At 54.1% G+C, this 20,655-nt stretch carries 16 protein-coding genes; 12 read left to right on the forward strand and 4 right to left on the reverse strand.

Features of this window, described 5'->3' with window-relative positions:
• The first annotated feature begins 2 nt into the window (after positions 1–2).
• A complete protein-coding gene (locus EYC82_RS17495; RefSeq protein ID WP_279250920.1) occupies positions 3–464 on the forward strand; it encodes a type IV pilin protein in 462 nt (153 codons plus the stop codon).
• Positions 465–468: 4 nt separating this feature from the next.
• On the opposite strand, the gene EYC82_RS17500 is transcribed toward EYC82_RS17495, so the two are convergent.
• Both EYC82_RS17500 and EYC82_RS17505 read right to left on the reverse strand, forming a co-directional pair.
• Entirely contained in the window at positions 469–1,854 is a 1,386-nt protein-coding gene (locus tag EYC82_RS17500) for a sigma-54-dependent transcriptional regulator (RefSeq protein ID WP_279250921.1), read from the reverse strand.
• Positions 1,855–3,480: a sensor histidine kinase gene (locus EYC82_RS17505; protein WP_279250922.1), complete on the reverse strand. Its 1,626-nt coding sequence runs from the start codon at positions 3,478–3,480 to the stop codon at positions 1,855–1,857. It abuts the gene before it with no gap.
• Between the two features lie 177 nt (positions 3,481–3,657).
• Between EYC82_RS17505 and EYC82_RS17510 the strand changes: the two genes are divergently transcribed.
• The gene (locus EYC82_RS17510) at positions 3,658–5,289 is read left to right on the forward strand and encodes an NAD+ synthase (RefSeq protein WP_279250923.1); all 1,632 of its coding nucleotides are present in this window, start codon (positions 3,658–3,660) and stop codon (positions 5,287–5,289) included.
• A gap of 15 nt (positions 5,290–5,304) precedes the next feature.
• On the opposite strand, the gene EYC82_RS17515 is transcribed toward EYC82_RS17510, so the two are convergent.
• A complete protein-coding gene (locus tag EYC82_RS17515; protein WP_279250924.1) occupies positions 5,305–6,174 on the reverse strand; it encodes an outer membrane protein assembly factor BamD in 870 nt (289 codons plus the stop codon).
• Positions 6,175–6,292: 118 nt separating this feature from the next.
• On the opposite strand from EYC82_RS17515, the gene rluD reads away from it, so the two are divergent.
• The 10 genes from rluD (at position 6,293) to EYC82_RS17565 (ending at position 19,866) form a co-directional block, all read left to right on the forward strand.
• Complete coding sequence (rluD, locus tag EYC82_RS17520; RefSeq protein ID WP_279250925.1) at positions 6,293–7,276, forward strand: 23S rRNA pseudouridine(1911/1915/1917) synthase RluD; 984 nt, start codon at positions 6,293–6,295, stop codon at positions 7,274–7,276.
• Positions 7,254–8,015 carry a peptidoglycan editing factor PgeF gene (gene pgeF / locus EYC82_RS17525; protein ID WP_279250926.1) on the forward strand — a complete coding sequence of 254 codons (762 nt, stop codon included), beginning with the start codon at positions 7,254–7,256 and terminating at the stop codon, positions 8,013–8,015. The genes rluD and pgeF overlap by 23 nt, the downstream gene beginning before the upstream one ends.
• Positions 8,016–8,134: 119 nt before the next feature.
• A complete protein-coding gene (gene clpB, locus EYC82_RS17530; RefSeq protein WP_279250948.1) occupies positions 8,135–10,711 on the forward strand; it encodes an ATP-dependent chaperone ClpB in 2,577 nt (858 codons plus the stop codon).
• A gap of 856 nt (positions 10,712–11,567) precedes the next feature.
• Positions 11,568–12,179 (forward strand): GspH/FimT family pseudopilin, encoded by a 612-nt coding sequence (locus EYC82_RS17535; RefSeq protein ID WP_279250927.1) that lies wholly within the window; start codon positions 11,568–11,570, stop codon positions 12,177–12,179.
• 2 nt (positions 12,180–12,181) lie between these two features.
• On the forward strand, positions 12,182–12,730 hold the full coding sequence (pilV, locus tag EYC82_RS17540; protein ID WP_279250928.1) for a type IV pilus modification protein PilV: 549 nt from the start codon (positions 12,182–12,184) through the stop codon (positions 12,728–12,730).
• A complete protein-coding gene (locus EYC82_RS17545) occupies positions 12,723–13,784 on the forward strand; it encodes a PilW family protein (RefSeq protein ID WP_279250929.1) in 1,062 nt (353 codons plus the stop codon). Before pilV ends, EYC82_RS17545 begins: the two co-directional genes overlap by 8 nt.
• Complete coding sequence (locus EYC82_RS17550) at positions 13,774–14,289, forward strand: pilus assembly PilX family protein (protein WP_279250930.1); 516 nt, start codon at positions 13,774–13,776, stop codon at positions 14,287–14,289. The genes EYC82_RS17545 and EYC82_RS17550 overlap by 11 nt, the downstream gene beginning before the upstream one ends.
• Before the next feature lie 63 nt (positions 14,290–14,352).
• Complete coding sequence (locus EYC82_RS17555; protein WP_279250931.1) at positions 14,353–19,086, forward strand: PilC/PilY family type IV pilus protein; 4,734 nt, start codon at positions 14,353–14,355, stop codon at positions 19,084–19,086.
• A 1-nt stretch (position 19,087) separates the two neighbouring features.
• Positions 19,088–19,522, forward strand: a complete 435-nt coding sequence (locus EYC82_RS17560) for a type IV pilin protein (RefSeq protein ID WP_279250932.1) — start codon at positions 19,088–19,090, stop codon at positions 19,520–19,522.
• A 53-nt stretch (positions 19,523–19,575) separates the two neighbouring features.
• Complete coding sequence (locus EYC82_RS17565) at positions 19,576–19,866, forward strand: hypothetical protein (protein WP_279250933.1); 291 nt, start codon at positions 19,576–19,578, stop codon at positions 19,864–19,866.
• Positions 19,867–20,016: 150 nt separating this feature from the next.
• Here EYC82_RS17565 and EYC82_RS17570 read toward each other — a convergent pair whose 3' ends face one another.
• Complete coding sequence (locus EYC82_RS17570) at positions 20,017–20,472, reverse strand: DUF4124 domain-containing protein (protein ID WP_279250934.1); 456 nt, start codon at positions 20,470–20,472, stop codon at positions 20,017–20,019.
• Between the last annotated feature and the right edge of the window lie 183 nt (positions 20,473–20,655).

The raw sequence follows: 20,655 nt of genomic DNA on the forward strand, positions 1-20,655 counted from the left end.
CTATGCGGCATACCTTACAACAGGATCAAGGCGTCCAGAATGGCTTCACCTTGGTAGAGCTGCTCGCCGTGCTTGCCATACTTTGTGCTCTCGGGGTGCTTGTACTGCCCGCGTACCAATCTCAAGTGCTCACGGCAAGGCGTGGTCTAGCGAGACTTGAGCTGCTCAAAATAATGACACAGCAGGAACAATACTTTCTCAATCATTTGAAGTACGCCGATTCTCTAACGCAGCTTGGCTTTCCCGCTCATCCCTATGCCCTGACCCGGGACGGCAACGTGGCACCCGCCTCAGCGACCGACAGTATTTACCTGATCGGGCTGGACGCAACGAGCCGCAGCTACATCGTTACCGCGTCGCCGACTGACCGGCAGCGTGAGGACACGGGATGCCAGGTCATGAGTATTGAATCGAACGGGATACGGCACTCCAGTGGCACGTATGCAACGCAGGAGTGCTGGTGAGTGCTTATTCTTCCAGCCCAAGTTTTTTTTGCCGGTAACGCAGGCTGCGAAAGCTAATTCCCAACAGCTTTGCGGTTGCTGTTTTGTTCCAACGGCAAATCTCCAGAGCCTGGCTGATGACCTCTCGCTCGATATTCTCCAGGTATCCCTCCAGATCACCGTGCACGTCATGGTGCCTGAGCTCGCCAGATGCGGGACGCGCAACCTCAGACTCCGATGTCGGCGGTGGGCCGGCTGGCGTGGGAATGCTGGAGAGCTGAAGGTCTCGCGCGGACAGCGTGTCGCTCTCAGACAGTGCCAGCGATCGCTCGAGAATATTCTCCAGTTCGCGCACGTTTCCCGGAAAAGAATGTTTGCCCAGTGCATCAAGAGCAGCGCGGTCCAATTCTATGCTTGGGCCACCATGGCGTTCGCAGATACGCTCCAGCAGGTTGGCGGCAAGCACCGGCAAATCTTCCAGTCGCTCCCGCAGGCTTGGCACGCGCACATCGATAACATTAATGCGGTAGTAGAGATCCTGGCGGAAACGATTTTCCTCGACTTCTCGCGCCAGATTCTTGTGAGTCGCACTCAGTAAACGAAAATCGGTGGGCTGCTCCTCGCTGGAGCCGACGGGGCGAGCGGTTTTTTCCTGTATGGCCCGCAACAGCTTGACCTGCATGGCGAGGGGCAGGTCTGCCACCTCGTCGAGAAACAGTGTGCCTCCCGCGGCGGCCTGAAAAAGTCCCTGCTTGTCCTGGTTGGCACCGGTAAAGCTGCCTTTCAGGTACCCAAAAAATTCGCTTTCCATTAACTCAGGGGGAATTGCACCACAATTGACCGCAATGAAAGGGCCGTGACTGCGGGGGCCATTGTTATGGATCAGGCGGGCCACTACTTCCTTGCCGCTGCCTGATTCGCCCTCGATGTGAACCGGCGCCTGACTTCTCGCCAGCTTTGAAATCTTTTGGCGCAAGGTGGTGATAGAGGGAGAGGAACCAATCAGCCCCTCATGCATTGCGCTTTCCGCCAGACTGGCGTCTCCCTGCATTTGGAGCGCTGAGCTGACAAGCTTGCGCAGATTGTCCAGTTCTATAGGCTTGCTGACAAAATCAAACGCACCGGCCTTCAATGCAGAGATCGCTGCCTCTACACTGCCATGGGCTGTAATCATGGCCACGGGAATGTGTGGAAATTCCTGCTGTATATACTCGATGAGATCAATGCCGTTGCCATCGGGTAGTTGCATGTCTGTGAGGCACAGATCAGGGTTGACCTGTCCGACAATAGTTCTCGCCTCCTGCAGGGTGGCGGCACTGTGCGTGACCAAACCCATGCGACTCAGTGTGATGTCCAGAAGTTCACGGATATCGGGTTCGTCATCGACTATGAGTACACTTTGGCTTGGCATCTAGACCGCTCGTTGATTTACTGAAATTCGGAAGCAGCTCTCGTCCCTGCGAGTCAATCGATAGCTGATATCCGCATCGTTGATCTGGCACAATTCCTTGCAAAGATACAGGCCCATTCCGCTGCCTTCTTGCATCGTGGTGTAAAAGGGTTCAAATAATTTACTCAGCTCGCGGGTAGGGACGCCCTCACCCTCGTCGACAATATCAATTTGGCACATATGCAGTGCGGAGTCGATCTCGACCTCTATACGGGCTGATTCCCTGCCGTTCGCCAGTTTGCCGTGACGCAGCGCGTTGTCTAACAGGTTGGTCAGCACGCGTTGCAGGTTTTCTGGATCAAACTCAATCAATAATTCCTTGAATTCGCATTGGATAGTCACTTCCGCAGGTCGGTGAAGGGCGTTCAGGTATTCGCCGACAAATGCCGTCAGCCAAGGGGCAAGCACCAGGTGTTCGGGCTTGGGGGGCTCACGCCGGGAAATTTGCATCACGCTTTCTACCGTCTGATTTACCCGCTCGCAGTGGTGTTGGATGATTTCTGCCATGCGTGCATCAGAGCTTTCCAGCTTGGGGGACTCGCTGAGTAACTGCGCCGCGTGGCTGATGGCTCCGAGCGGGTTACGAATTTCGTGGGCAATACTGGCGGTCAGGCGGCCCAGTGAATTCAGTTTGAGGGATTGTGCGTACTGGGTAACAGGCGAATAGTCCTCGACAAAGACAAGGGTCTCGCTATTGGTATTGGACTGTAGCTCGCGGAAGTGTGCGATGATTGGCGTGGCGCCGTCCACAATGGTAAATGGTTTTGCTCGATGCGTGCCGAAGTTTTTCCAGTGCTCAAACTGGTGCGCCAGGTCCGGCGAGTAATCGCCAATACGCCTTCCCTGTGCAACGGCAACCGGCCGTTCAGGGGTCAGGAACTCGCTTGCGGCTTTATTCATTATTCTGACGATGCCGCTGTCACTGACAAGTAAAATACCGGTTTGCATGTGCTGTACAATTTGTTCATTGAGGCGTTGAAGGCTATAAAGGTCAGTCGCTCGATTGCGGGCAAGCTCCTCAGCGTGTCCGAGCCGGTAGGCGATGGGCTGTACCATGAGGGATACACCGAAAATCAGTAGTCCCAAAATCCCCGCAGGGAAGAATGCGCTGGTGTCCAGCTCGCTCTGCAGGATCAACCATGACGTATCGAGCAACAATGCCAGCACACTGATGGCAGCGACCAGTGTGGCGAGTGTGCGATTAACGATCAGTACCGCACTGGCAGCGACCGTTACTACCAACAAGACCGGTAGCCCGCTGATGACCCCGCCACTGCTGCTGGCCAGCAGGGTGAGGGCTATAATGTCGACAATAAAAACCATCAACATCAGGTGCTGGTTTTCACTGAGTCGCATCGACAGCGAGCCAATAAGGGGAATACTGGTGGCGAGGTAGGCAAGGGCGACAGTGGTGTAGAGAGTGGGGTTTAGAGTGCCGACCAGTTGCCGGGTATTGGGGCTGACCAGCATGATCAGCAGTACGAGTGACAGCAGGGATCGGTAGCCCACGTATACCCGAAACATCGCGAGGTTTTGCAGGCTGAGTGGAGAAGCCTGAGGTGTGGTCAGTATGGCTGGGCGATTCACCTTACGTTGGCCTGTCACTGTCCCGTCTTGTTCGAGTCAGTGTAACAGGCATTGACGACAAAGTGATGGGGCGAGGACGCCTCCACAGGTAATCGGCTATTCAGGGGGTAGCGAAGAAGGTCAGTTTTACGGACAATAGCGGCCCTTGCCCTGTCGGGCCGAAGACCAGAGAGTGACATGAGCACGCTGCATATCCTGATGGCCCAAATGAATACCATGGTTGGCGACTTCGAGGGCAATACAGCGAAAGTTTTGGCGGTTTTGGCGCGTGCTGAACAAGCACACGCGGCACCCGTCGTGGTATTTCCCGAACTGACACTGACAGGCTACCCGCCAGAAGATTTGCTATTGCGACCCAGCATTGCACCCCGTGTTGCGCAGTCGCTGGCACATATCTGTTCGGCTATGAACGGCGGTACCTATGCCATCATCGGTTACCCGCTGCTGGAAGATGGGGTGCTTTACAACGCGGTTGGCGTGTTGCATCGGGGCCGCGTTTTGGCTCAGTACCGTAAACAATGCCTGCCCAATTATCAGGTCTTTGATGAAAAGCGCTATTTCAGTCCGGGCAGCGATGCCTGTGTGTTGGAGATCGAGGGCGTAACAGTGGGTCTCACGATTTGCGAGGATATCTGGGAGAAAGAACCGGCTCTGCAGGCATCCAGGGCAGGCGCCCAGGTATTGCTGAATATCAACTCCTCGCCTTTCCACCGGGGCAAGCGCGGTGAGCGTTGGGCGACGCTGGGTGAGCGCGCGAAGCAAAGTGCTATGCCTATCGTCTATGTTAATCAGGTGGGCGGACAGGATGAATTAGTTTTCGACGGTGCGTCTTTTGCGGTTGCAGCTGATGGAGCGGTTAAGGCGACTGCTCCCGGCTTTGAAGAGGGAGAATACTGGTTGCAACTCGATAGCGGGACGCAGCCGGCTACGTTGACTGGTTGCGATGCGCACCCCCAGGAGGATGATCTCGAAGCCGTGTGGCGAGCTCTGGTTCTTGGTGTCAGGGATTATGTGAATAAAAATGGCTTCCCTGGCGTTGTGTTGGGTTTGTCAGGCGGAGTTGATTCAGCCCTGACCCTCGCCGTAGCCGTCGAAGCGCTGGGTCCGGAGCGGGTCGAGGCGGTTATGATGCCCTTTCGCTATACCTCGCAGATGAGCGTGGAGGATGCCGCGGAGCAGGCGGCGACACAGGGTGTAACTCACAAAGTAATATCGATAGAGTCGATCTACGAAGCGTTCATGGCGAGTCTTGCGGAGGAGTTCGCAGACACGCTTGCCGATACCACAGAGGAAAACCTTCAAGCGAGGTGTCGCGGCGTCCTGTTGATGTCTATCTCCAACAAGAAGGGCTGCCTGGTGCTCACCACAGGCAACAAGAGTGAAATGGCGGTGGGTTATTCTACGTTATATGGCGATATGGCCGGTGGTTTTGACGTACTTAAGGATGTGCCCAAGACCTTGGTCTTCGAACTTTGCCGTTACCGTAATTCACTGGGCCCCTGTATTCCGCAGCGTGTCATCGACCGTCCGCCCTCCGCCGAACTGGCACCGGACCAGAAAGACGAGGACAGTCTGCCGCCTTACGCTGTGCTGGATCGTATCCTGGCGCTCTACGTCGAGCAGGATTATAGCGCGGAGGCAATCATAGCCTCCGGGCTGGACAGGGAGCAGGTGCACCGTGTTATCCGTCTCGTCGACGTGAATGAGTACAAGCGCCGACAGGCGCCCATCGGGGTGAGAATTACACAGCGAGGTTTCGGACGTGATCGCCGCTACCCGATTACCTCGGCCTGGCGGCCGGGTGAATAGTTTCGCGGTGCGCGCCTAAACCTCTGGACGGTTATCGAACTGGGGCGGTTGCGGCGGATCAAACAACCCCAGTGTCAGTGCATTGACCCAGGAGCGCTGCACACCGTCGAGGGTATAGGAGCTCTTGAACTGGCCGTTTTTATCCACCGACGGGTGGTTGGGGAAGTTCTTGGCCAATACCGCAATGGATTCTTCTGCCAGCTCATCCATATTCAGCAGGATGTAGCCCTGCGCCATAACGGCCAGCCCATCGGCGACAGCGGGCGTGCGCTGAAAATTTTCGACCACGTAGCGCCCACGGTTAGCGGCCGCAAGATAGGCTCCCCGGCGAAGATAGTAGTTGGCGATATTGATCTCGTGGCGCGCCAGCAGATTACGCAGCGCGATCATGCGGGCCTCCGCGTCGGCGGCGTAGGGGCTGGCCGGGAAGCGCGCCAGTAGCTGCGCAAACTCTGCAAAGGCCTCGCGAGCCTGACTGGTGTCGCGCTTGGTGTTATCGGTCGGTACAAAGCGCGCGAATATGTCCTCGTTGGCCGTGTAGGCGGCCAGACCCTTCATGTAGTAGGCATAGTCTACATTGGGGTCTCCAGGATGCAGGCGAATAAAGCGGTCTGCAGCCTCCACGGCCGCTTCGTGTTCATAGGCATTATAGTGCGCGTAAATCAGCTCGAGCTGCGCCTGCTCGGCGTACTTGCCGAACGGATAGCGCGCTTCCAGTTGCTGGAAGCTGCGTACCGCGAGATCATAGTTCTCACTGCGCAGGTAGCCCTGTGCCTCATCGTAAATCTGCTGCTCGCCTGCGTCCGCGCCGATCTCTGGCAGTTCGTCGTTGCCGGAGCAAGCACACAGGGCAAGGCCGATAATCAGGGTCAGAACGTATTTCATGGATTCACCTAATGACTGCACAGGGGCTGCCTATTGCCGTGCTAGACTTCAACGACGTGTGGCAACCGGTAGGTTGGTATTTAACCACAGGCGGGCGGACGCATAAACAGGAATCGTCATGGGTGAAAAGGTGGAATTGCAGGCCAGTGTGCCGCAGGAGATGCATGGTCGTAGATTGGACCAGGTCGCTGCCGAGCTGTTTCCGAGCTACTCGCGCTCCCGATTGCAGTCCTGGATAAAGCAGGGATCCCTCAGTGTTAACGGGGGTTCTGCCCGGCCCAGAGACAAGGTTGCCGTTGGCGCCTGCTTGCGCGTCGATGCGCAGTTGGAAGCGGAGGTCGGCTGGCAGGCACAGCAACAGTTACCGTTGGATAGCGTGTTTGAGGACGAATCGATACTTGTGCTGAACAAACCCGCAGGGCTGGTTGTGCACCCCGCAGCGGGTCACACCGAGGGAACTTTGGTAAACGCGGTGCTGGGTCACGCGCCGCAGTTGGATCGCCTGCCGCGCGCTGGCATAGTGCACCGCCTCGATCGTGACACCTCGGGCCTGTTGGTGGTCGCAAAGACACTGGAGGCTCACCACCATCTGGTGGCGCAATTGCAGGAGCGCAGTGTATCCCGTGAGTACTGTGCCGTGTGCATCGGCGCAATGACAGGCGGTGGCACTGTGAATGCCCCGATGGGACGCCATCCGCGGCAACGCAAGAAAATGGCGGTGCTGGAGACCTCAGGTAAACCCGCTGTCACCCACTACCGACTGGCACAGCGTTTCGGCCACCATAGCCAACTGGCGGTTAAGCTGGAGACAGGACGCACCCACCAGATACGCGTGCATATGGCCTATCGACGTCACCCTCTCGTTGGCGATCCGGTCTACGGCGGCAGGCCGCGAATCCCGCCCGGTGCCTCCGATGGGCTGATCGAGACGCTGCGCGGTTTCAACCGACAGGCCTTGCATGCCCGGTCATTGGGTTTTGTGCACCCGGAAAGCGCGGAGTGGGTGCAATTCGACTGCGCGCTGCCACCGGACCTGGCCGAGCTGATCACTGTGCTGGAACAAGAAGACCCACCGGACCGTGCCCATTCTGCCCTTTATTGAACCCGACTGGCCTGCGCCTGCTAACGTCGTGGCCTATTGCACGACCCGCCGGGGAGGCGTCAGCCGCGCCCCGCACGGTGCTCTGAACCTGGCCAGCCATGTGGGTGATTCGTCCGCGGCTGTGGCTGAAAATCGTGAACGTCTGCGTCTGGCACTGGGGTGTGAGATGCAGCTATCCTGGCTCGATCAGGTGCACGGTGTCGCTGCGGTAGAGGCGCAGTTGCAATCCTGCCCTGCAGCCGATGCCCAGTGGAGCCGGCAGCCCGGGCTTGCCTGTGCGGTGATGACGGCCGATTGCCTGCCGGTGTTATTTTGCGCCCAGTCTGGTGACGTCGTGGCGGCCGCTCACGCGGGGTGGCGTGGACTGCAGGCGGGCGTGCTTGAGGCGACGATAGCCGCGATGGCTACGCCTGTAACACAGCTGCTTGCCTGGCTCGGCCCGGCCATCGGTCCGGACGCCTTTGAGGTGGGACCAGAGGTGTATGCAGCGTTCATGCAAAGTGACACCGCTGAGCCGGCAGCGACGCGTGCGTGTTTTCGCCCCAGTCCCGATCGGCCGGAACATTGGTATGCGGATCTCTATGCTCTCGCGCGTGTGCGCCTGGCAAGGGCGGGGGTGACGCGTATCTATGGCGGAGACTGCTGCACTTATCATGATTCTGCGCGCTTTTTCTCTTACCGGCGGGACGGCGAGACAGGCCGCATGGCAAGCCTGGTGGCGTTGCGTCCGGGCGACTGATTTGCCGCACCTTTCTGCTCAATTCCCTGGTTGAAATAGGGTAATTTGCCCCCATATCTTCTCGCAACGCAGACGATTTGACCGCGGATTGGGCGGAGGTCGACGAGGAGGATTACAGCATGCGTATGGACAAACTGACGAACCAGCTGCAACTGGCCCTGGCGGATGCCCAGTCCCTCGCACTGGGCAAGGATCACAATTACATTGAACCGGTGCACCTGCTCAGCGCTTTGCTGGATCAGCAGGGTGGCGCTTGCTTCGGGTTATTGCAACGCGCGGGTGCGAACGTGCCCGGCCTGGCCGCACAGACAAAGGACGCGATCGATGCCCTTCCTACGGTGAGTGGCAATAGTGGCGACGTACAGGTGTCCAGTGATCTTGGCAAGATACTCAATGTTACCGACAAGCTCGCCCAGCAGGGAGGAGATACTTACATCTCCAGTGAGCTGGTGCTCCTCGCTATGCTGGAAAGCAGGACCACTGCCGCCGAGCTTTTGAAATCCAGTGGGCTCAGGGCGCTGGACCTGAAAGCTGCGATTGACGCGGTGCGCGGTGGGGATTCCGTGGATGATCCGCAGGCCGAGGAATCTCGGCAGGCGTTGGAGAAATATACCATCGACCTTACCGAGCGTGCAGAGCAGGGCAAACTGGACCCGGTGATTGGCCGCGACGATGAAATCCGACGTACCATCCAGGTGCTGCAACGCCGCACCAAGAACAACCCGGTGTTGATCGGGGAGCCCGGTGTGGGCAAGACGGCTATCATAGAGGGGCTCGCCCAGCGCGTGGTCGATGGCGAAGTGCCCGAAAGTATGCGCGACAAGCGCGTCTTGTCACTGGACCTCGGCGCTCTGTTGGCGGGTGCAAAGTTTCGTGGCGATTTTGAGGAGCGTCTGAAGGCGGTACTCAACGAGCTGACCAAGCAGGAGGGGCGCATCATCCTGTTCATTGACGAACTCCATACCATGGTAGGCGCGGGTAAGACCGAGGGGTCGATGGATGCGGGCAATATGCTCAAGCCAGCCCTGGCGCGCGGTGAACTGCACTGCGTGGGCGCAACCACCCTGAACGAGTATCGCCAGGACGTAGAGAAAGATGCCGCACTGGAGCGACGTTTCCAGAAGGTATTGGTGGATGAGCCTAATGAGGAAGACACCATTGCGATTTTGCGCGGATTGAAGGAGCGCTACGAGGTGCACCACGGCGTCGACATCACCGACAGCGCGATTATCGCCGCCGCCAAACTGTCCCAGCGCTATATCACGGACCGGCAGCTGCCGGACAAGGCCATCGACCTGGTTGACGAGGCGGCCAGTCGAATCCGTATGGAGATCGATTCCAAACCCGAGGTTATGGATAAGCTCGAGCGCCGCCTGATTCAGCTCAAGATCGAGCGTGAGGCGGTGAAAAAAGATACCGACGAGGCTGCCAAAAAGCAGGTGGAACTGCTCGATGAAGAAATCGACAAGGCGGAACGGGAATTCTCGGATCTTGAAGAAATCTGGAAAGGAGAGAAAGCCGCGGTCCAGGGTGCTGCCCAGATCAAGAGCGATTTGGAGCAGGTCAAACTGGACCTGGAAGCTGCGCGCCGGGCAGGCGATTTGACCAAAATGTCAGAGTTGCAGTACGGCCGGATTCCCGATCTGGAGAAGCAGCTTGAGCTGGCGCATGAGTCAGAGCCCTCTGACACCCAGTTATTGCGTAATAAGGTCACTGATGAAGAGATTGCCGAGGTGGTGTCTCGCTGGACCGGTATACCGGTGGCAAAAATGATGGAGGGTGACAGGGAAAAGCTGTTGCGTATGGAGGATGCCTTGCGTGAGCGGGTCGTAGGACAGGAGGAGGCGCTGGTCGCTGTTTCTAACGCGGTGAGGCGCTCCCGCGCAGGCCTCTCTGATCCGCGACGACCTAACGGCTCATTTCTTTTCCTCGGTCCGACCGGGGTGGGTAAAACCGAATTGTGCAAGGCTTTGGCAGAGTTTCTGTTTGACAGTGATGAGGCCATGGTGCGCGTGGATATGTCAGAGTTTATGGAGAAGCATTCTGTAGCGAGACTGATTGGTGCCCCGCCCGGCTATGTTGGCTATGAGGAGGGCGGCTACCTCACGGAAGCAGTCCGCAGGCGCCCCTATTCCTTGCTGCTTCTCGACGAGGTAGAAAAAGCGCATCCGGACGTGTTCAACATACTGCTGCAGGTGTTGGAAGACGGTCGCCTTACCGACGGCCAAGGCAGGACTGTCGATTTTCGCAACACTGTCATCGTGATGACATCGAATCTTGGCTCTCATTTGATTCAGGAGATGGCAGGAGAAGGTAGTTACGAGGCGATGAAAGCAGCGGTGATGGAGGTCGTGGGCAGTCATTTTCGCCCTGAGTTTATTAATCGCGTTGACGAGTCTGTGGTCTTTCATCCGTTGCAGAAAGAACAAATTCGGGGAATTGCGACGATCCAGCTGCGTGAGCTGCAAGCACGACTTGCGGAGCGCGAACTGACCCTAGAACTGACCGATGCGGCGATGGAATATCTGGTGAGCGCCGGTTTTGATCCTGTGTATGGTGCACGGCCCCTTAAACGCGCGATGCAGCAGGCGGTGGAAAATCCGCTGGCGCAGCAGTTACTGTCGGGGGATTTCCCGACCGGAGCGCATATTCGGGCAGATCTTTCGGGCGATCAGCTTGTATTTCGTCGAGAGTAAGTTGACCTTGATGCTGTAGTCCTGCGGCCTCAGTTACCGATAGGGGTGGTGCTGGGGTCGGAAACGGCTCATGAAATAACCAAATAGAATGATATAAATAAAAAGGTATTCTAAATGCGAGGGCGGTCACAGAATGGGAATGTGTCGTACTGGTGTTGATTGAATTAGTTGGGCGGGGTACCTAAACTGAAATAGGGTACTGCCTCGATTATGGCCAATCTAGATGAGGATGTACTGCTAAATTGTTGCCACATTTAGGTTTGAACGCAGTATTCGACGATCAAAATGACCCTAAATCGGCACCGGCCTGGGCAGATTCAACGGCGCACGATTTTCTCTGAAAGGCGCAGGCGGAGGTTGAGCAGATGCGCTATCGCTAGTGGGATGGGGCTTGCATGATGAAATCGGTTGCTGGATGGCGAAAGTGGCCATGTGCGGTCGGGAGATCGGGCGGTCTGCCTGGTTCGATGGCAGCGTAACCTGACTGTAAGCTGGTTAGTCGATATGTGGATCGCGTAACGTGAGTATTAGTATGCGAGGTAACGCCAGTGTCTTATCGAGAGAATTTACTCCGGTTGCGATGATGATGGAGTTTCTCACAGTTTCGTCTGTATTGGCGAGAGTGGCTATTCTCTGTTTAATCGCTCTGTCAGCTGCGAGTTGTTGGTTCGCTATCGTGGCCCCGGCATGATTGAAATTTATGGTGAACCCCTCACTGAGGTGATGTGCGCATTGGATATTATGTGTCCGATTTATGTGGCAGAGGCTGGGCAATGCCAATTATCACAGCGCAAGCCGGGCCTCTGTTTTGGTCTGTGCCAGCAATCTAAATTGTTGCCATTGTTGAGAGCGTCCTGTGTTATCAATTAGGCATAGCTGCCGCACACAAGAGGGCTACACTCTCATAGAGTTGATGGTGGTAACGGTAATGGTGGCTGTTTTGGCCATGATTGCTGCGCCGTCATTTAATAACACAGTTTTGCAAAGCAAGCGTCAATCCGCACTGGAAGATACATTCAACATGCTCCGGAAGGCGCGTGGAGAGGCCGCTGCAAAGTCTGCAGATACGGTCGTCTGCGCGAGTGATGATGCCAGCACGTGCAGCGATGCTAACGAATGGGAGGCTGGCTGGATTGTGTTTCTTGATAATGGTTCGGGTGGTGGAACAGCGGGGGATGGTGTGAGAGATGCCAATGAGCCTCTTGTAAGAATCGGTGATGGCGCGCCAGTCGGCATTACGGTACGGGCAGTCAATTTCGACAACGCTTCACGAGTTGGCTTTAGTCCGCAAGGGGTTGCCTCTGGCAGAGGCACATTCCAAATTTGTGATAAGAGAGGGTCCGCACAGGCAGCCGCTGTGATTCTCAATAAATCGGGTCAGCCTAGACTTGGTTTGGATGAAGATGGGGACGGGGCGGTCAATACTGACGGTGGAGCGGGCAATAACGTGTCATGCCCGGGAGCATGACAATGCCCTCAGATTTATCATCAACGAAGCAATCCGGTTTTACCTTACTTGAGGTCCTGATTGCCATGATCATTATCGCGACTGGTCTTCTTGGGGTTGCTTCAATGCAATTAATGAGCTTTCAGAACAGCCAGGGCGCCTACATGAGAAGTCAGGCGACTGTGCTGGCTACAGACATGCTTGACAGGATGCGGAGCAACAAACCCGGCAGACAATCCGGTTCTTACTCAGCGTTGACACTCGATGAGAAAGAGGACGTACCGGAAAAAAAAACGTGCATGATTTTAGACAGCGGATGCTCCGCTGCAGATATCGCTTCTCAAGATGTTTATGAATGGAGTAGGCATTTTTGGAATCTTGAGGACCAGGATGGCTATAAACCAACCCTACCCGGTGCAAGAGCAACGGTAACTCAAACTGCAGGAACCGACGAGTACATCGTCACTGTATTTTGGAAGCAGAGAGACTGGGACGTGGACGCCGATGGAAATGCTGAGCGCGGAGCAACGATAGAAAACTCCGTACAGTTGCGGACAATTATCAGTGATTAATCGTCGCAGGAAACTTCCGCGTTCAGCAGGCCTGTCCTTGATTGAGCTTCTCATAGCTTTAGGAATTGGAGCGTTTCTGATGCTGGGGGTTGTAAGCGTATTCATTGCGACAAAATCATCAAGTACGGCTGAAGCTTCACTCGCAAATATCCAGAATAACGGGCGGCTAGCCATTGACCTGATCTCTCAGGATATTCGCAAAGCACACTACAGCGGATGCAATTCCGTTGGTGGGATAGTGGATCTCATTGCAACTGGGGTCACATTTGAGGGTGTACGAGGCTTTTCACGCGCTGCGTCTGACGGGGCATGGTCTCCTGACGTGCCCGTAGCTCTCGCCATTGGGGCGACTAATGGTCGTCGCGGCTCTGACATGGTCAATATTCAAATGGCTACATCACTCGGTAAAAACATACTGGCTGCAGACATAAACGCCAATGATGACGAGGCAACGCTCACAAGTAACCCTGGCTGTGAGATTAAACAGAACGACTTGATTATTGTTTCCAGTTGCCTCTCAGCGCACCTTGTTAAAGTAACAAACGCTATCGTGTGTAACAGCGAAGAGGACGATATAACACTGGAGTTTAAATCACCCGGTAATATTGCCTCATCAGTGGAGCCTGGCTATCGATACGGTGATCCATCTGAATTAATGCGCTACGAATCAGTGTCCTGGTATGTCGCCGACACAGGTCGAGATCAATTCGAGCAGGATGTATATGCCCTTTATCGTTCCTCAAACGGCGTGGCTGAGGAGATGGTTGAAGGGGTCGAATATATTAAATTCGAGTTCGGACAAAAGGTTGGAAACCAGATGCGTTATGTGCCAGCGTCAGATGTAAACATAGATTGGAATGAAGTCTCTACCATGCGTGTTGCATTTCTTATTCAGGGCTTCGATAGCCTTAGAAATGATATTGACTCGGAGCCATATGAACTGCTGAACACGGTCGTAAGTGCCTCAGGCGACGGGGCCCACTCAGGCGGCCGCGTATTGCGCAAAGTCTTCACAACAACGGCCACTTTGAGGAATACAGACTATGAGATATAACGGTTCCCTGCCGTGCGATACAAAACCCTTTCGCGAGGATGGCGTCGTGATGGTCGTCGCATTGATTATGTTACTTTTGATCACGCTGGTCACATTCGCCGTTATGGAAACAAGCAGTCTCGAAGCACAAATGGCGACCGCGGCCGAGCAGAAGGCCATTACGTTTCAAATGGCGGAGGGCGCTGTATCCGAGGCTTCCAATGACTTTGGCAATCTTGGAGCCGCCTTGCGAGCAAAAATCGTCAACGAAGCTAATCCGGATTGGCCGACAGGCACTCATGCCCTGACAGGATATGACTCTGATGATCGAATCGTGACGGCTGCCGCATCGAGTATGACCGAATACATTGGAAACACGGCCACGATGGGATACTCGGTCAGAAAGGGTTCAGCTGGTATCGACACCTACTACTACGAAGTTGAAGCGACTAGCACCATTGCAAACTCGATGATCTCGAACGTTCATACGCAAGGTGTTTATGTTGAGGCGCCACGAGCTCAGTGAGCTGCAGAGGGTATGGCAATGTTTAAAGTAATGTCTCGAATACGGAAGAAAGCTGTAAGTTTCATGGCGCCGCTCGCCGCGGCCATTCTGGTCGCGACACCACTGTGGGCAGATGATACTGAAATATTCTTTGGCGATTTGAATGGCGGCGGCGCAGCGACGAACGTGCTGTTTATCATCGATACATCTGGTTCGATGGACAATAAAGATGGCACTGGACAGACGCGTCTTTCCCGGGTGAAAGATGCCATGTTTGAAATTTTAGGGTCGCTTAACAATGTTAATGTCGGGCTGATGCGCTTCTCTAACCCCGGCGGCCCCGTTATTTACCCGGTCACGTATATAGATAAAGCGACAGATCAAGGCAGCGGAATTGTTTCTACGACTTCGGATGTTGATGCAGGTGACTCTGATGCTGTTGAAGATGCAGCAACCGGAGTTGTCTTGGTCGACGGGAATGAACTGTTGATGGGTGGTGTTGCCGGTGGTGGAGCGGGGAGCGATGAATTCACTATCACCAGCACCGTAGACGAGCCCTATGAGGACGCGATTGAGTATAACGATGGCGAGGTCGAATTTTCGGCGGAGCGAAACAATGGCAATTGGCGACCGCTCGAGTTGCGCGGGAGTAACTATAAGAATTTTGGTCTGAGATTTAACGGCCTGGATATACCGCCCGGCGCGACGATCCTCAGTGCGTACCTAGAAATGTCCAATTTTAAGGGCGCGAAAAATGACCAGCTCATCGCACGGATACGCGGCGATTTTCCGCCGGCATGGGACTTTGAAGAGGAAGATGAGGACATATCGGGGCGAGTCGGTGCAGGTAGTCCGACAGCTTTCTGGACGATGGAAAGTGCCGGTGGCGGACTCCCGGCCAATGGCGAGCGGCTCACGTCACCCGATTTAAAAGACTTGGTTCAATCACTCATCGATGATAACGACTGGGAAGGAGATGAGGGCTACATCGATGATATTGTACTTGTTATTGACTGCCCGGATTGTGCCGGAAGCGACAAGCGCCGTCTCTACAGCGTTGAGGGCGATGCCTCAAAGAGCGCCAAACTCACCATTCGTTACACAACCGGTGAGGAGGAGATTGAGCCACACGTTTCAGGCATGCGCTTTGGCTCAGTAGATATTCCCCTGAACGTTACAGTAACGAGTGCAAAGCTGGTCTTTGAGCCGCTAGTGGCAAATCTTTCGCCGGCTGAGTTGACAGTGAGCATTGAGGACAACGACTCTCCGGCGCTCTATGAAGCGACATCGGCCAATGTCTCCGGGCGGTCATACTCTGCTGGCATCGATTGGGATGAAGATGATGATTGGACGCCTGGCGACACGGTGCAAGTCGATGTAACAAGCATTGTAAATTCACACGTAAAGCGTTCGAATTGGTGCGGTGGAGACCCAATGGCTTTTATGGTTTCGGGAGACGGTGAATCAAGGATTGCGCACTCATTCGATAGCGCGACAGGCAGCGCCCCGAAACTGCTTGTTTCCTACGATAGAGCAACACTGGTCCCCGGCGGGTCTTGCCGAGCCATAACGTTCCGTAAACGCGTGGTTGCTGATCAGGACGATGGTCAAACGTCTGGTGCCGGCACTGCTGTAGCGACCGGGGGAAACACGATTCAGATTAATGCGACCAAGTATGGTTTGTTCCGCTTTACAGATCTGGATATTCCAGTTAACGCGCAGGTGAAGTCGGCGTATCTGCGGGTCTATTCCGCGGCTGATACGTCAAGTGCTGCTAACCTTTCGATATCGATTGAAGAAGCAGGTAATTCCTCAACGCTTACTGGAGAGACGGGCGTAAGTGGTGTTGACTTCTTTGGGAGCGTTGGGTGGACTATTTCTGACAGTTGGGATACCGATGCCTCGTACCAATCGCCAGATATCAAGGGCCTTGTAAACGCCGCTCTCAATGCGGGCTGGAATGCGGGAAACAGTATGTTACTCAGGGTCAGCAGTACGTCGGGCAACCGCACGTTTTGGGCACACGAAAAATATGATCAGCTTCGGTCAGCCCAACTGATCATTAGCTATGTGGATGATGGTACACAAGGCGCCAACACGGTGCGGGAAGAGATGATCTCAGCGGTTAACTCGCTTGATGCTCGTGGCTACACACCGGTCCAGGACACCTTTTATGAAGCCTATCAGTACTACATCGGCGGTGATGTTGTGTGGGGTAAATTCAGGGGTGGGCATGAAGCAAACGGCGAGGAAATGAACTACAGCAATGCTTCATCTGGTCCATTTACTTATGCGCGGACCTCGGTCGAGGGTGCAATAAAATCAGATACCTGGGGGGGCAGAGAGTTGCCCTATGGATGTCCAGGACCAGACTCCAGTGACGGTGACTGTAATGATTCTAACGGTTATGGCAAGCCAAAGGGGGAGTACCTCAAAGGTAACCCTGAATATCAATCCCCAATCGAGAACTACTGCCAGGCCGAGAGTCATATCATCATGCTCACAGACGGCATCGCGAACAACCCACACTCAGAGAGCTTTATCAAGGCGATCCCCGGTATCGGTAACTGTCAAAGCACTGGTGAGGATGCGGATGATAGTGACTCTCAGGCTTGTGTTCTGGAACTGGCTGAGCTAATGCATGACGAGGACATGTCACTGCTTGAGGGAAAACAAACGATTATCACCCACACGATCGGTTTTAACTTTAGCTCTGATTGGTTAAAAGATATTGCGGCGGATGGTGGTGGCGAATATAAGGAAGCAAGCGACACGGCGGAACTTATAACGGAGATCGAATCGATCTTGGAATATGTGCTTGAGACGAATTCTTCATTCGTCGCGCCTGTGGCAGCGATCAATCAGTTCAACAGGTTGACCAATCTGAATGATGTCTATTTTGCGGTGTTTAGGCCTGATTCTGTGCCAAGTTGGCCAGGTAACCTAAAGAAGTATCGTCTCGGTGAGGTTAATGGTGAGCGAAACGTCCTTCTGGGTGTCGATGATAATGTATCAGTGGTTAGTGACACTACGGGTTTCTTTAAAGCTGATTCGAGATCTATTTGGAGCGCCGAGGCAGATGGGGCCAATGTAGATGAGGGGGGGGCAGGTGCTCAGATTGGTCTATGGAGCTCGAGGAAAGTATATACCTATCTTGGCGATAGCAGTGTGCTCTCTGCTGACGGCAACGCCTTAGATGTTGCAAATACAGCACTCACGGCGACAGACCTTTCTGTAAGCGATGACAATCGTGACGAACAGATCCTGTGGATACGTGGAAAGGATGTTGATGATGAAGATGGCGATAGCGTGGAAACCGAGAACCGATACATTATGGGCGATCCTCTGCATTCCAAGCCTGTAGCCATCACATATAGTTCACCTGATGCTGATGATCCAAGTGAGGACGTTTCAATATTTATGGGGACTAATGCCGGCGGCATTCACGGCATCGATGCAGATAACGGTAGCGAACACTTCATGTTCATGCCGAAGGAACTTTTGCCATCCCAGGTGGCAAGAAGAGCGAATAGCTCAGGACGCAATCACATCTACGGGATGGATGGCAGTATTACTGCTTGGACTAATGACGCTGGCAGCGATGGAATTACTGTTGGGGGTGACGATTTTGTAAGACTTTACTCGGGAATGCGCAGGGGTGGCAGGAGTCTATATGCGCTTGATGTAACATCTCGAGAAAATCCACGTTACATGTGGCATATCGACAATAGTGACTCAGGTTTTGAGGAACTGGGTCAGACGTGGTCTCGTCCGATAAAAGGTCGCGTAAAGCTGGATGGGGAGGACAATCCGAGAGATGTTCTTTTCTTTGGCGGTGGCTATGATCCGGATAAGGATTCGTACTTCGTAAACCTACCTGATTCCGAAGGAAGAGCCATTTTTATTGTCGATGCTGAGACTGGCGCGCTGATATGGTCGGGAGGGCCATCTGCTAACTTTACGAAAGAGTTCGCGGACATGGACTACTCGATACCAGCAACGCTCGCTGTGGCGGACATGGATAACGACGGTATCGATGACATCATCATTGTAGGCGATACAGGTGGTCAAGTATGGCGCTTCGACATAGCACTGAATAAGACCCCTGCCGAGCTAGTAACAGGTGGCGTTATCTTAGACGTTGCAGAGAGTGGAGACGTCGATCAAAGCAGTAACAGAATGTTTTATCATTCACCAGATGTCGCCCTCGTAGAGCGTGATGGAAGCCGTAACCTGGCGATTTCTATTGGAACAGGGAAGCGGCCGTCTCCTCTGGGCACCGCGCAAAATGATCGCATGTACATGCTCTTTCAGGGAGCGGTTTTTGGCCCGCCAGCTGCTTATGTAAAATTGACCGAAAGCGATCTGTATGACACTACCGAAAATTTGATCGTAGAGGGTGATACGGACGCTAGAAATGCTGCGACGACAGCGCTGGATGTGGCTGCGGGGTGGTATTTTGACCTTCCCGGCGATGGCGAGAAGGTCCTGTCTACGCCGCTGACATTTCGCGATACCGTCACTTTCACAACATATATGCCTAGTAACGCAGCCACTTCATGCTCACCAAAGGTAGGAACCTCTTTTGTCTATCAGGTGAATGTGCTTGACGCTACACCGGTGAACGACTGGGATGATATTGAGGGCTTTTCGAAGGAGGACAGGGCGTATGAGTTGAAGACACCTTCCATCATCGATGAACCAGTAATCATTTGCACTGGCGCGGGCTGCGATTTATTCACCGGTGCAGAGAAGCCCCCCATCGATACATTGTCTTCGGGCAGCATCATAAAGACGTTTTGGAAACAGGATCAGTAGAGTGAAAAATGTGAGAAATCATGATGATGGATTTACCCTCATTGAGCTCATGATTGTTGTGGCTATCGTTGCGATATTGATCAGCGTGGCATTGCCCGCGTACCAGGACTCAGTACGAAAATCGAATAGGTCCGCTGCCCAGTCTGATCTGCTCGCGTTCTCACAAGCTATGGAGAAAGAGTATGGAGTGAAATTCACTTACGCAAACGCGGTCGCTGGCGTGACATTTCCTGCCGTATCCCCGATTGACAGCGACGATCCGAAATACACCTTGTCGATTACTGCATTAACGCCCGATGCGTATACATTGAGGGCTAGTCCAACGGCATCTCAGGCGGACGACGGTTATCTTGAGCTAAATAACTTGGGGCAAAAGTTCTGGGACCGAAACAATAACGACAGTGTTGCAGACTCAAATGAAGACTCCTGGGAATAGTGAGGTAAGACATGAGTTGCGTGAGAACATTTTTTTACTTTTTGGTAGTTACAATGGCAGCGGGTGCAGGAGCGCAATCCCCTGAAAACGTATCGGGCATCGGCCCCTCGCGGTCACCATCTCAAGCGGATTGGTATAGCTTCGATATTGAGAAGGTCCCTAGCTCGGTGATAGAGGCGGCGAAAGAAGCAAAGCCGGGGGTGGTGATAAAAAAGTACCGTTTGACTAATCGTTCCGATGAAGGGGTGTTTATACTGGTTGGTCGATACTACGGAGCGCCGTATCGATTTAATGTCACCGCATCTGGAGAAGTAATTTCTGTTGTAGAGCTCGATAAGCGGTAGCCCTTATTGTAATAGGAACGTCTGTCGCGATTACTCTAAATGCACTCTTGATGCAGAGCGAGCAAGACTTCAGCCCTGCTCAAATTTTGCTAAAGGATTATTGGGCCAATTTATCAGACCATTGCGTGCCCGGGCGGCGGTGCTGTGTGTTCAGGGGCAATGGTCTTTGATAGTGTCTTCGGCAATCTTGCGCTGCGAGATTTTCTCTTCGTCGTTTAGAAAGCGAATTTCTCCGGATGGGTCGCGTAAGCGTATTCTAGCCTGAGTGTTAAGGCGGACGAGATTATCGCGGGCGAGTTGACAATACTCCGCGTCCTTCTTCTGCTCGACCTCTGTTCCGCTCGGAGGTGCCGGCGGTACGTCAGCTTCGTTATTAGCGTCTGCGCCGTCTCGTTCTGTTTCTACCCCGCCCTGATTATCGGATGCCCTAACGATGTTCGACTGGATAGAAATAACTTCATATTCAATTTGGGTGGATGGTGGACGGTCGCTGGTGACCTGATTTCCGTTTTCGTCCGTCCAGCGATACAGGGACTGATCAGCGCAGACCGGGAGTACTATCAATGCGGTGGTGACAGCGACGCTGTGAAGGATAGAGTTTTTCACTGGCATGTTTCTCCAACCTATTGTTATAGCGGGAAAATTACTCCAGATTGCCCTCGTAGGCAATGCGATAACATGTGATTATGTACCAGACTCCTTCCCTTAGAGATTGGTTGACTTTCACTACCTGCAACCCCGAGAATAGGGGCGTCTTGCAAATGGCAACGGCTAATGTCGAGTACCCTC

It is taken from the genome of Candidatus Marimicrobium litorale, assembly GCF_026262645.1.
Taxonomy (GTDB): Bacteria; Pseudomonadota; Gammaproteobacteria; order Pseudomonadales; family Halieaceae; genus Marimicrobium; species Marimicrobium litorale.

Excerpts from the sequence above, each read along its gene's own strand:
- EYC82_RS17495 (WP_279250920.1), top strand. The coding sequence starts at position 3 with ATGCGGCATACCTTACAACAGGATCAAGGCGTCCAGAATGGCTTCACC.
- EYC82_RS17500 (WP_279250921.1), bottom strand. The coding sequence starts at position 1,854 with ATGCCAAGCCAAAGTGTACTCATAGTCGATGACGAACCCGATATCCGT.
- EYC82_RS17510 (WP_279250923.1), top strand. The coding sequence starts at position 3,658 with ATGAGCACGCTGCATATCCTGATGGCCCAAATGAATACCATGGTTGGC.
- EYC82_RS17515 (WP_279250924.1), bottom strand. The coding sequence starts at position 6,174 with ATGAAATACGTTCTGACCCTGATTATCGGCCTTGCCCTGTGTGCTTGC.
- rluD (WP_279250925.1), top strand. The coding sequence starts at position 6,293 with ATGGGTGAAAAGGTGGAATTGCAGGCCAGTGTGCCGCAGGAGATGCAT.
- clpB (WP_279250948.1), top strand. The coding sequence starts at position 8,135 with ATGCGTATGGACAAACTGACGAACCAGCTGCAACTGGCCCTGGCGGAT.
- pilV (WP_279250928.1), top strand. The coding sequence starts at position 12,182 with ATGCCCTCAGATTTATCATCAACGAAGCAATCCGGTTTTACCTTACTT.
- EYC82_RS17550 (WP_279250930.1), top strand. The coding sequence starts at position 13,774 with ATGAGATATAACGGTTCCCTGCCGTGCGATACAAAACCCTTTCGCGAG.
- EYC82_RS17555 (WP_279250931.1), top strand. The coding sequence starts at position 14,353 with ATGGCGCCGCTCGCCGCGGCCATTCTGGTCGCGACACCACTGTGGGCA.
- EYC82_RS17565 (WP_279250933.1), top strand. The coding sequence starts at position 19,576 with ATGGCAGCGGGTGCAGGAGCGCAATCCCCTGAAAACGTATCGGGCATC.